Origin of the sequence: Cupriavidus sp. IK-TO18 (genome assembly GCF_015549295.1) — a bacterium.
Taxonomy (GTDB): domain Bacteria; phylum Pseudomonadota; class Gammaproteobacteria; order Burkholderiales; family Burkholderiaceae; genus Cupriavidus; species Cupriavidus oxalaticus_A.
Genome location: NZ_JADGMP010000012.1, coordinates 1 through 12,048, shown reverse-complemented (window position 1 = coordinate 12,048; position 12,048 = coordinate 1). Strand labels below are relative to the sequence as shown.

General features: G+C 68.1%; 11 protein-coding genes and 1 pseudogene. 7 read left to right on the top strand and 5 right to left on the bottom strand.

Annotated features, from left to right (window positions below):
* Positions 1-169 precede the first annotated feature (169 nt).
* From IPF36_RS10125 to IPF36_RS10095, 7 genes are all read left to right on the top strand, one after another.
* Complete coding sequence (locus tag IPF36_RS10125; RefSeq protein WP_135704012.1) at positions 170-1,114, top strand: tripartite tricarboxylate transporter substrate binding protein; 945 nt, start codon at positions 170-172, stop codon at positions 1,112-1,114.
* 62 nt (positions 1,115-1,176) lie between these two features.
* Complete coding sequence (locus IPF36_RS10120; RefSeq protein ID WP_195427911.1) at positions 1,177-3,486, top strand: xanthine dehydrogenase family protein molybdopterin-binding subunit; 2,310 nt, start codon at positions 1,177-1,179, stop codon at positions 3,484-3,486.
* Positions 3,479-4,345 carry a xanthine dehydrogenase family protein subunit M gene (locus tag IPF36_RS10115; RefSeq protein WP_195427910.1) on the top strand — a complete coding sequence of 289 codons (867 nt, stop codon included), beginning with the start codon at positions 3,479-3,481 and terminating at the stop codon, positions 4,343-4,345. The genes IPF36_RS10120 and IPF36_RS10115 overlap by 8 nt, the downstream gene beginning before the upstream one ends.
* 9 nt (positions 4,346-4,354) lie before the next feature.
* Positions 4,355-4,831, top strand: a complete 477-nt coding sequence (locus tag IPF36_RS10110) for a (2Fe-2S)-binding protein (protein ID WP_195427909.1) — start codon at positions 4,355-4,357, stop codon at positions 4,829-4,831.
* Positions 4,821-5,543, top strand: coding sequence for a CoxG family protein (locus IPF36_RS10105; RefSeq protein WP_135703660.1), 723 nt, complete (start codon positions 4,821-4,823; stop codon positions 5,541-5,543). The genes IPF36_RS10110 and IPF36_RS10105 overlap by 11 nt, the downstream gene beginning before the upstream one ends.
* Before the next feature lie 296 nt (positions 5,544-5,839).
* A complete protein-coding gene (locus tag IPF36_RS10100) occupies positions 5,840-6,667 on the top strand; it encodes an IclR family transcriptional regulator (protein ID WP_133094917.1) in 828 nt (275 codons plus the stop codon).
* A 20-nt stretch (positions 6,668-6,687) separates the two neighbouring features.
* Entirely contained in the window at positions 6,688-7,692 is a 1,005-nt protein-coding gene (locus IPF36_RS10095) for a tripartite tricarboxylate transporter substrate binding protein (RefSeq protein ID WP_135703661.1), read from the top strand.
* A 23-nt stretch (positions 7,693-7,715) separates the two neighbouring features.
* Here IPF36_RS10095 and IPF36_RS10090 read toward each other — a convergent pair whose 3' ends face one another.
* The 5 genes and pseudogenes from IPF36_RS10090 to IPF36_RS34595 all read right to left on the bottom strand — a co-directional run.
* On the bottom strand, positions 7,716-8,558 hold the full coding sequence (locus IPF36_RS10090; protein WP_195427908.1) for an IclR family transcriptional regulator: 843 nt from the start codon (positions 8,556-8,558) through the stop codon (positions 7,716-7,718).
* A 162-nt stretch (positions 8,559-8,720) separates the two neighbouring features.
* Positions 8,721-9,857, bottom strand: a complete 1,137-nt coding sequence (locus IPF36_RS10085) for an FAD-dependent monooxygenase (RefSeq protein WP_195427907.1) — start codon at positions 9,855-9,857, stop codon at positions 8,721-8,723.
* 149 nt (positions 9,858-10,006) lie between these two features.
* Positions 10,007-10,993, bottom strand: coding sequence for a branched-chain amino acid ABC transporter permease (locus IPF36_RS10080; protein ID WP_240745847.1), 987 nt, complete (start codon positions 10,991-10,993; stop codon positions 10,007-10,009).
* 29 nt (positions 10,994-11,022) lie between these two features.
* Positions 11,023-11,907: a branched-chain amino acid ABC transporter permease gene (locus IPF36_RS10075; protein WP_195427906.1), complete on the bottom strand. Its 885-nt coding sequence runs from the start codon at positions 11,905-11,907 to the stop codon at positions 11,023-11,025.
* Positions 11,908-11,925: 18 nt separating this feature from the next.
* Positions 11,926-12,048 (bottom strand): annotated as a pseudogene (locus tag IPF36_RS34595) (ABC transporter ATP-binding protein); the annotation flags it as partial.

Sequence of the window (12,048 nt, the reverse complement as noted above, 5' to 3'; positions counted from 1 at the left end):
ATGTGAACATATGTTTTACCAATAAAACAACCGCAGTGTTGTGATCCATAAGCCAACCCTGTTTTCGCGGTGTGCACAACAGCCCACCTCCAACGCCGCGACTGCGCCCCCACAGGAGCTGTTGATGAGACATGATCGCCCCCGCCGCCATTTTCTCGCCGCCACTGCCATGGCCGCGCTTGCACTTGCCGCGGGCAGCGCGGTGGCCGCGCCCTATCCGGCAAAGACCGTGACCATGGTCGTCGCCTATCCGCCCGGCGGCGATACCGACGCCATGGCGCGGCTGTATGCCGACAAGCTGTCCGCGCGCCTGAAGCAGCCGGTGATCGTCGAGAACCGTCCCGGCGCCGGCGGGGTGGTCGGCGCCAGCTTTGTCAGCCGGGCGCCCGCCGACGGCTACACGCTGCTCTACACGCCGAACCCGTTCACGCTCGCGCCGATGGTGCTCAAGCTGGCGCCGGCCGCCAGCTACGACCCGCTGCACGGTTTCACGCCGGTGATCCAGACAGCGGTGCAGGCGGTGCTGCTGGTGGCCAACCCGGCCGCTGGTGTCAAGACCCTGCCGGAAATGATCGCGGCGGCCAGGGCGGGCAAGACCTTCACCTACGGCAGCCCGGGTGCCGGGTCGCCGATGCACATCGCCGGTGAAATGCTGAACCGCGCCGCCGGCGTGAAGATCCAGCACGTGCCGTACAAGGGCGTGGCGCCGGCGGTCAACGACGTGGTGGCGGGGCATGTGAACTTCGCCTACGTCACGCTGGGTCCGGTGGCCCAGTACATCAACACTGGCCGGCTGATCCCGCTGGCGATCACGGACGCGAAGCGCTCGCCGCTGCTGCCCAACGTGCCGACGCTGGCCGAGCTTGGCTACAAGGACGTGGTAGTCGGTGCCTGGCATGGCGTGATGGCGCCAAAGGGCACGCCGCCGGAAGTGGTCAAGGTGCTGAACCAGCAGCTCAATGACGTGATCCGCCTGCCCGACGTGGCCGAGAAGATGGCCACGTTCGGTGCCATCCCGGTGGGCGGCGCGCCGGCCGCGCTCGACAAGGTCAATGCGGGCGACTACGAGCGCCTGGGCAAGGTGATCCGCGACCTCGGCATCACCGCGGAGTGAGAGCATCCAGCGCATCGATTCATGCAACACGCTATTTGCAGCACGACACGCAGGAGGCCGGCATGAGCAAGGCCATCGTGGGAACGTCCACGCCGCAGGTGACCGCGCGGGAAAAGGTCATGGGGCGCGCGCAGTATGCCGGCGACATCAAGCTGCCCGGCATGCTGCACGCCAAGGTGCTGCGCAGCCCGCACCCGCATGCGCGCATCGTCGGCATCGACACGTCGGCGGCGCGCGCATTGCCCGGCGTGAAGCTGGTGGTAACGGGACACGACGTGCCCACCCGCAGCTGGGGCCCGCACCGCAAGGAACAGCGCATCCTGGCCTGCGGCGTGGTGCGCCACGTGGGCGAGGAAGTGGCGGCCGTGGCGGCAGTCAGCGACGAGGTGGCGCGCGATGCGCTGGACCTGATCCGCGTCGAGTATGAACCGCTGCCGGCATTGCTGACGCCGGCAGCGGCGCTGGCCGAAGGCGCGCCTGAGCTGCACCCCGGCACGCGCAATATCGGCCACCAGATGCGGATCGAACGCGGTGACGTGGAAGCGGGCTTCGCCGGCGCCGCCGTTGTGTATGAGGCCACCTACGACATGCATTCGCAGTACCCGGGCTACCTGGAGCCGATGGCGTCGGTCGCGGCGCAGGACGGCAACGGCCGGCTGACGCTGTGGGCCTCGACCCAGTCGGTGTTCCTGGCTCGCATGCGGCTGGCCGAGGCGCTGGACCGGCCGGTGTCGACCATCCGCGTGGTGCAGGCCACCACCGGCGGCGGCTTTGGCGCCAAGATCGTCGAGGAGAACAACAGCCTGATCTGTGCGTTCCTGGCCAGCAAGCTGGACCGGCCGGTGCGGCTGGTCAACAGCCGGCTGGAGGACTTCCAGGGCGCGCGCGCCAGCGTGCCGATGACGGTCTGGTTGCGCATGGGCCTGTCCGCGGACGGCATGATCGTGGCCAAGGACGTGCGCATCACCGCCGAGTGCGGCGCGTATGCCGGCCTGGCCGGCGACGTGATGCATGTCACCGCCATGCGCAGCGACAACATGCACCAGGTGCGCAACGTGCGCTCGCACGCGGTGATGGCCTATACCAACAACCCGCCGCGCGGCGCGTTCCGCGGCTTCGGCGGCCAGCAGATGCAGTTTCCGCTGAACTGCCACCTGACGGTGCTGGCCGGCATGCTCGGCATCGACCCGATTGAAGTGCACAAGCGCAATGCGATTCCCGCCGGCGCGACCAGCGTGCATGGCTGGAAGATCAGCAGCACCGGCATGGCCGAGTGCCTGGAGATGACGCGCAAGGCGATCGGATGGGATCAGAAGCGCGCCACCCTGAACTTCGCCGCGCGCGGCACCGGCACGCGCCGGCGCGGCGTCGGCATCGCGGCGGCGATGCATGTCAGCGGCAACCGTACGCTGGGCAACTGGGACGGCTCGACTATCCTGCTCAAGCTCAACGAAGACGGCCGCGTGATGCTGCAGACCAGCGAATGCGACATGGGGCAGGGCGCCAACACCATGCTCAGCCAGATCTGCGCGCAGGAGCTGGGCATCCCGCTGTCGCACGTGACGGTGATGGTGCCCGACACCGACACCGCACCGTTCTGCCTGGGATCGCTGGCGTCGCGCGTGACCATCATCGCCGGCAACGCGGCATTGCGCGCCGCGCGCGAGGCGCGGCAGAAGCTGCTGGCGCTGGCGGCGGAGAAGCTGGGCGTCGCGGCCGAGCTCCTGACGATTGCCGATGGCCGCATCGTTGCATCCGGACAGCCGGACAAGTCCGCCACGCTGGCCGAGATCGCGCGGCTGCACATCTTCCGCCACGGCGGCGAAGGCATCCATGTGCGGGCCACCTATGACGCGCCCACCGTGATGCATGACGACAACTACTACGGCAACGTCGCGCCGTCGCACTCGTTCGCGGCGCATGCGGTCGAGGTGGAAGTCGATACCTGCACGGGCCAGGTCACCGTGGTCGACAGCTTTGTCGCCGACGACTGCGGCAAGGCCATCAACCCGCTTGCGGTGCATGGCCAGACCCATGGCGCCACGGTGCAGGCGATCGGCTGGACGCTGTACGAAAACCTGCACTACGAGGAAGGCCGCCTGATGAACGGCAACCTTGCCGACTACACCATGCCCACCGCCGACGCGGTGCCGATGCTGCGCACCGACGTGGTTGAATCGAACGATCCCAACGGGCCGTATGGCGCCAAGGGTGCCAGCGAAACCGCGATCCTGCCTGGTGCGGCGGCGATCGCCAATGCCGTATTCGACGCCGTGGGCGTGCGCATCCAGTCGCTGCCGATCACGCCGGAGAAGGTGCTGGCGGGTTTGCGCGCCTTGCAGCAGCAGGACGGGGAGGCCGCCCATGCGTGATTTCGAGTTCCTGGAGCCGGCGTCGGTGGCCGAGGCCAGCCGCATGCTGGCCGACCTTGGCGACAGCTGCCGCGTCTTTGCCGGCGGCACCGCACTGATGCTCGGCATGCGGCAGCGCATGCTGACGCCCGGCCACCTGGTGTCGCTGGGCAGGCTGGAAGCGCTGCGCGGCATCAGCTTCGATGCGCGCGAGGGCCTGCGCATCGGCGCGCTGACGCGGCATGCCGAGGTGGCGCGTTCGACGCTGGTGCAGGCGCATTACCCGATGCTGGCCAGCATGGCCGCGCGCGTGGCCAACCCGCAGGTGCGCAACCAGGGCACCATCGGCGGCAACCTCTGCTACGCCGACCCGGCCACCGATCCGCCGGGCTGCCTGCTGGCGCTGGGGGCGCAGGTCGTGGTCAGCGGCAGCGGCGGCGAGCGCGCGATCCCGATCGAAGATTTCCTGGTCGACTACTACGTGACCGCGCTGGCGCCCGACGAGGTGCTCACGCAGATCCGCGTGCCCGCACCGGGCGCGGGCGCCGACGGCCGCTACGCGCGCTTCCTGCGCACCGCCGCCGAGCACCGGCCACTTGCCAGCGTGGCGCTGGCGGTGCGCCGTGAAGGCGCTTTCTGCGTGGAAGCAAGGCTCGCAGTGGGCGCGTCGACGCCGATCCCGGCGCGGCTGGGCCGCGCCGAAGCGCTGCTCGCCGGCAAGATCGTGACCGCCGAACTGGCTGCCGAGACGGCCGCCATCGTCGCCACCGACATCAATGCGGTCTCGGACATGCGCGGCTCGGACACGTACCGCCGCGAGATGGTGCGCGTGGTCGCGCGCCGCACTATCGCCGAGTTGTTCGGCGTGGCCTCGGAGTAAGGAATCGCCATGAACAAAGTCAGCATCGAACTCACCGTCAATGGTGAAGAACACCAGGTGGAAGTGCCGGCCCGGCGCCTGCTCTCCGACCTGCTGCGCGACGGCCTCAGCCTGACCGGCACCAAGCGCGGCTGCGAGACCGGCATCTGCGGCGCCTGCTCCGTGCTGGTCGACGGCGAGGTGGTCAAGTCCTGCCTGATGCTTGCCGTGCAGGCGCGCGGGCGTCATGTGATGACGGTGGAAGGGCTGGCCGCCGACGGCCAGCTGCATCCGCTGCAGCAGTGCTTCATGGACAACGGCGGGCTGCAGTGCGGCTATTGCACGCCGGGCTTCCTGATGGCGTCGTGCGCGCTGCTTGCCAACAATCCCAACCCGACGGAGGACGAAGTCCGCCACGGCCTGAACGGCAATCTGTGCCGCTGCACCGGCTATGTGGGCATCGTCGAATCCGTGCTGTCCGCCGCGGAGAAAATGCGTGGAAATTGAAAAGACCCTTGTGACCGCGGCGCCGCCGGCGCGCGTATGGGAACTGCTGCTCGACCCCAACGTAATGGGCGCGTGCGTCCCCGGCATGGAATCGATCGAGGTGCTGAGCGATGTCGAGTACATCGCGCACATGGCGGTGAAGATTGCCTTTATCAACGCGCGCTTCCGGCTGCATACGAAGATCGTCGAAACCCGCGCCCCGCATTACCTGCGCACCGAGGGCACCGGCGAGGATGCGTCGGTGGCAAGTTCGCTGCGCCAGTCGAGCGAGATCTTCCTGACCCCACAGGAAGATGGCTCGACGCAGCTGCGCATCAGGGTGCAGGTGGATGTATTGGGGCGGCTCGGCACGTTCGGGCTGAGTGTGATGAAGACCAAGGCAGACCGGATGTGGGATGAGTTTGGCGCCAACCTGCTGGTGCGGTTGTCGCCGCAGGGGCAATTGCAGGCTCCGCCGCAAGGGCAGGCACAACCGCAGCTGTCTTCGGCGGTGCGCTTGCAACCCGCTGCCGTGCCTGCGGCCAATGGTCATGCGGTTCGGGCGCCAATTGCTGCGCCGGGACTGTTTGCGCGGCTGCTTGGGCGTGGCGATGCTAGGCCGTTGAGCGATATTTGCGTTGAGTTGCGGCGTCGCGACGAGACCATTGTGGTGCGGTGGCCGGCGGCGCAGGGGGAGCAGTGTGTGGCTTGGTTGCGGGAGTATTTGCGGTGAGGCTCTTGGGGGCTAGGCGCTGCGGCTGATATCTGGTGGCGCTTGGGATGCCCGGTTCCGCCCGCTTGGCGCCGTCGCGGCGCTGCCCGCAATCCTTTCTATCCCGCTTGTTTGCTCCCCTCTCCCGCTCGCGGGAGAGGGGCCGGGGGAGAGGGCCGGAGCATCAACAAAGTGCTGGTCGTCAAGCCCCAAACCTGGCCGAATCGCGGGTCTCATCCCCGGAACAGGTACCCTATCGGTTTCAGGCGTGGTATATGAAAGCGTTACGCCAAGACCGAAACCTGCAGAGACAGACCATGACCACCGAAACGCCGCCAGAGGACGACAAGGACAGCGGCCAGGACAAGTACATCGTGCCCGGCCTGGAGCGCGGCCTGCGGCTGCTGGGCGAGTTCAGCAGCCGCGAGCGCACGCTGTCCGCCGCCGACCTGGCGCGCCGCCTCAAGGTGCCGCGCTCGACCGTGTTCCGGCTGCTGGCCACGCTTGAAATGATGGGATTTGTCGAGCGCACCGATGGCGGGCGCGAATTCCGCCTGGGCATGGCGGTGCTGCGGCTGGGCTTTGACTACCTGGCTTCGCTGGAACTGACCGAACTGGGCCGGCCGCTGCTCGACCGGCTGCGCGACGAGATCCACTATCCGTGCAACCTGGTGGTGCGCGACGGGCGCTCGATCGTCTACGTGGCCAAGTCGGTCGCGGCGCGGCCGTTCGCCAGCACGGTCAACGTCGGCACGCGGCTGCCGGCGCACGCCACCGTGCTGGGCCGGGTGCTGCTGGAAGACCTGACGCTGGAAGAACTGCGCGCGCTGTATCCCGAAGACCGCCTTGAAGTGTATTCCGAGAGCACCCCGCGCACGGTCCAGGAGCTGTACGAGATGGTCCAGCGCGACCGCGAGCGCGGCTACGTGCTGCATGAAGGCTTCTTCGAGGCCAGCATTTCCACCATCGCGGCGCCGGTGCGCGACCGCACCGGCAAGGTTGTGGCGGCGCTCGGTGCCACCATCCCCGCCGCGCGCATCGAACCCGACCAGCTGGACGGCATGGTCGAGAAAGTCCGGCAGGCGGCGGCAGAGCTGTCGCGCCTGCTCGACTACCGTCCGGTCATGCCGAAACCGTTTGTATAGGCGTTTGTACAGGCAGCGACATGCAGCAATCCAGGCAATCGAAGCATTCGCCGCGACGACGCCGATGGCTGGGTGCGGCAATCGCCCTGGCGGCGATGCCGTGGACCGTGGCGCAGGCGGCCAGTTGCGCCAATGTGCGTATCGTGGTGCCGTTTCCCGCCGGCGGCCCGGCCGACCAGCTGGCGCGCACGCTCGCGCACGGCCTGCAGCAGAAGCGCGGCACGCCGTTCGTGGTCGACAACAAGCCGGGCGCCAACGGCAATATCGGCATCGACACCGTGCGGCGCGCCCCTGGCGACGGCTGCACGCTGCTGGTGGCGCCGGCCGGCAACCTCACCATCAATCCCACGCTGATGCCGGCGCTGACCTACAGCGTCGAACGCGATTTCCGCGCGGTGTCGCTGCTGGCAGGGTCGCCCAACGTGCTGGCGGTGCATCCGTCGGTCAAGGCCAACAGCGTGCAGGAGCTGGTGAAGCTGGCGCAGCAGGCGGACAAGAGCGGCAAGCCGCTGGGCTACGCCAGCCCAGGCGTCGGCAGCGGGCTGCACCTGGCGGGCGAGCTGTTCCGGCACAAGGCCGGCATTGCGCTGCTGCACGTGCCGTACAAGGGCACCACGCAGGCGCTCAATGACGTGGTGGGCGGGCAGGTGCCGATCTTGTTCGGCACCTGGCCTACGCTGGCGCCGTTCATCCAGTCGGGCCAGCTGCGCGCGCTGGCCGTGACGCAGGCCAGACGCTCGCCTGCGGCACCGGGCGTGCCGTCGCTGGCGGAGCAGGGCGTGGCCGGCATCGATGTCAGTTCCTGGTATGCGCTGCTGGTGCCCAGGGCGACGCCGCAGCCGGCGGCGGATGCGCTCAGCGCTGACGTGCGCGCGTTGCTGGCTACGCCGGCAGTGCGAGAGGAACTGCAGCGCCAGGGCATGGAGCCCGCCGGCAGCACGCCGCAGGCGCTGGACGCGCGCATTCGCCAGGAGACCGCGTCGTGGGCAAAGCTGATCCGCGAGTACGGGATTACCGCGGAATGACGGCGAAATAGCTGCCGCTGGCGTCAGCGCTGGCGCTCGGGGCGATGGCCGAGCAGCGCCGACAGGTCGCGCGCCGCTGCCTTGACTTCCTTTTCCACGCGTGCGCGCAGCGTGCCGTCCGACTCGAAGCGCTGCTGCGGTCCCGCCACGCTGAGGGCCGCGACGACTTCGCCATCGGCGCCGCGCACCGGCGCCGCGCACGAATCGATCCCCGGTTCGTAGGCCGAAAAACTCCACGCGCAGTCGCGCTCGCGGTCGGCGGCCAGGATATCGGCCAGCCGCGCATGGGTGGCCGGGCTCTGGCCGGTGACGGTCGGCAGCGGGTCCGGGCCCAGCAATTCCTTCCGTGTTTCCGGCGGCAGGCCGGCGATCAGCATCCGGCCGGGCGTGGTCAGGTGCGCCGGCACGCGGCTGCCCACCTGGATATTGCTGACCAGCGTCGCTGCCGGCATGTGGCGCAGCAGGTAGAGCGCGTCGCCGCCGTCGCGCACCACCAGGTACGCGGACAGCTGCAGCGAACCGCTCAGCGTGGCCAGCACGCGCGCGGCCAGGCTGGTCAGGTCGTTCGATGCCAGCACGCGCGACGCGAGCTTCAGGAAATTGAAGCCGACCTGGTGGCCGCCATGAGGCAGGCGTTCGACCATGCCTTCGTGCTCCAGCGTGTCCAGCAGCCGCATCACGGTGACGCGGTTCACGTCGATGCGGCGGCCGACCTCGCTCAGGTTGGCGGTGGGACCGCCTTCGGCGATATAGCGCAGCAGACGCAGGCCGCGGATCACCGGCGAAACCAGCTGGGCTTCGCGGGCGTCTTCGGCTTCGGCGCTGTCGTCGAGGTCGGGTTCGGTCGGCGGACGGGACTTGGGCATCTGAGGTTTTGGTGTTAACGGAAGACGGCCGCGCGCGCGGCCGTCAGGCTGGTGATCTCTATTGCGGGCCCGTTGGTATGTGAGCGCGCTATGGTTCACTACCACCCCTGGCAGGCGCTCCCCGCAAGCGGGAGTGGGGGAGCAACCCCCCAAAGGATACGTTCACCCCAGCGCCACGTTCCAGGCGTCGTAATCGTACACCCAGTCGGCATTGCCGCCTTCCTTGAGCCACGCATTGCTGCGCGAGCCGATCTGGATGCGACTGGTGCGCTCATGGCGCGCAGCCTGGTAACGGTCCAGCGCCGCGGGCACGGCGGCAGCGCCATCTTTCGCCGCATCGGCCAGGCAGCGCGCCAGCACCACCCCATCCTCGATCGCCATGCCGGCGCCCTGCGCCATGAACGGCATCATCGGATGGCAGGCATCGCCCAGCAGCGTGACCGGGCCGGACGACCATCGCGGCAGCGGATCGCGCACGTACAGCGCAGAAATCAGCACGTCGTCGCAGGCATCGAGCAGCGCGCGCGCTTCCGGATGGAAGCCGGCATAGGCGCTGCGCAAGTCTTCCACGCGGCCCGGCGTGGTCCACGACTCGTGCCGCCACGCTTCCTGTGCCACGGTGGCAAAGACAAAGATGTCGCGGCCACGGTTGAGCGGGAAGGTGACGATCTGCGTGGCGGCATCCGGACCCCACCATTTGGTGAAGGCGCCCAGGTTGGGCACGCCGGCCAGCTTATCGGCGGGCACCACGGCACGGTACGCGACCACACCGGTGAAGATCGGGCTTTCCTGGCCCAGCAGCGCGGTGCGCACCGTGGAATGGATGCCGTCGGCGCCGACCAGCACGTCGACACGCTCTTCCGTGCCGCTGGCAAAGCGCAGCGTGGCGCCGTCGGCGTCCGACACGATCGCCACGGCCTTGTGATCCAGGCGTACGGTCGCGGCGGGCACCGCGGCTTCCAGCGCGGTCATCAGGTCGGCGCGGTGCATGGTGAGCTGCGGAGCGCCGTAGCGGCGCTCGGCGTCTTCCTGCATCGGCAGGCGCGACGTTTCTTCACCGGTATCCCACATGCGGCTGATCCGGTGCGAAGGCCGCGCGGCGGTCTCGCGCAGCGCGTCGCCGACGCCAAGGCCGTCCAGCGCGCGCACCGCGTTGGGCGTCAGGTTGATGTCCGCGCCGACCCGGGCAAAGCGGGGCGCCTGTTCATACACCACCGCGTCCAGGCCGAGCCTGCGCAGCGCGATGGCCGCGGCCAGTCCGCCGATGCCGGCGCCGTTGATGCCGATCTTCAAAGTCATGTTGCCGTTCCGGTAACGCCAGCGGGGCGTTCCGGAATCGGTCGGGCACGCGCTGACTTTTATGTTCATAAATGAACTATATGTTCATAAAAAGTCTATGCGCGAGTGGGGTAGCGGGTCAACCAAGGGTTAACGCGTAGCGAATGCAGCTAGTCCGGTTGCCGCCCGAAGCTGCCGACAATGCCTTTGCGGAACGCCAGCACGCAGATGACAAAGATGAAGCCGGTCACCATCGACACCGATTCGCCAAGCCCGTTGAACCACTGGAGCCCGGTGGCCGAGGCCAGCAGGTTGCCGATGTCGCCCAGCTTGTTCTCCAGCGCCACGATCACGAAGGCGCCGACGATGGGGCCGGCCAAAGTGCCCAGCCCGCCGACCAGCGTCATCAGGATCACCAGCCCCGACATCGACCAGTGCACGTCGCTGAGGGTCTCGAAGCCCAGCACCAGCGCCTTGACCGAACCCGCCAGACCCGCGAGCGCCGCCGACAGCACGAAGGCAGCCAGCTTGAAGCGGTCGACGTCATAGCCCAGCGAGATCGCGCGCGGCTCGTTCTCCTTGATCGCCTTCAGGATCTGGCCGAACGGCGAATGCACCGTGCGCACGATCAGCGCGAACGCCGCCACGACGATCGCCAGCGCCACGTAGTACAGCGTCAGGTCATTGGACAGCGGCAGCACGCCGAACAGCTTGCCGCGCGGGATGCCCTGCAGCCCGTCCTCGCCGCCGGTGAACGGCGCCTGCAGGCAGAGGAAAAACAGCATCTGCGCCAACGCCAGCGTGATCATCGAGAAGTAGATGCCCTGGCGCCGGATCGCCAGCGCCCCCATCACCAGGCCGACCAGCGCGCCGGTTCCGGTGCCCAGCAGCAGCCCGATCTCGGGCGTCACGCCCCACACCTTTATGGCGTGGCCGGCCGCATAGCCCGCACCGCCGAAGAACGCCGCATGGCCGAACGACAGCAGGCCGGCATAGCCGATCAGCAGGTTGAACGCGCACGCGAACAGCGCGAAGCAGAGCACCTTGAGCACAAACACCGGATACGCGCCAGCCAGCGGCGCGGCCAGCAGGCAAGCCAGCAGCGCGCCGTAGAGCGCCCGCTTCGGCAGGCGGCGCGCGGCCTGTGCCGGCTGCATGCCGAGGGTAGCGATAGTCGATCCGTTCATCACTTCTCCTTTCCAAACAGTCCGGCCGGGCGCAGCAGCAGCACGACCACCATGACCACGAACACCACCGTCGACGACGCCTCGGGGTAGACCACCTTGGCCAGCCCCTCGATCACGCCCAGCCCCAGGCCGGTCAGGATCGCGCCGAGGATCGAACCCATGCCGCCGATCACCACCACCGCGAACACGACGATGATCAGGTTCTGCCCCATCAGCGGCGACACCTGCATCACCGGCGCCGCCAGCACGCCGGCGAAGCCGGCCAGTGCGACGCCGAAGCCGTAGGTCAGCGTCACCATCCTCGGCACGTTGACGCCGAATGCCTCGACCACCTTCGGGTTCTCGGTGCCGGCGCGCAGATACGCGCCGAGCCTGGTCTTCTCGATCACGTACCACGTCGACAGGCACGACGCCAGCGATGCGACCACCACCCACACGCGGTAGTTCGGCAGCCGCATGAAGCCCAGGTCCGTTGCGCCCAGCAGCGCTTCAGGCGGGGCATAGGGCAGGCCTGAAACGCCATAGGCCGAACGGAGCACGCCTTCGATCACCAGCGTGATGCCCAGCGTCAGCAGCAGGCCGTAGATATGGTCGAGCCTGTAGATCCAGCGCAGCATGGTTTTCTCGATCAACACGCCGACGCCGGCCACCGCAAGCGGCGCCAGTGCCAGCATCGCCCAGTAGCTCAGGCCGGCATACGACATGCCGGCCCAGGCCAGCACCGCGCCCAGCATGAACAGCGCGCCGTGGGCAAAGTTGATGACATTGAGCAGGCCGAAGATCACGGCCAGGCCCAGGCTCAGCATGGCGTAGAAGGCGCCATTGACGAGCCCCAGCAGCAGTTGCGACAGCAGGGCCGGCAGGGGGATTTCAAACAGGTTCATGGGTGCTCCTCGTCAGACTCATACGCCCAGCAGTTCATGCAGCACCGGCATCTTTGCCTGCAGATCGCCGGCATCGAAGCGTTCGACGATGCTGCCGTGCTCCATCACGTAGAAGCGGTCGGCCAGCGGCGCGGCGAAGCG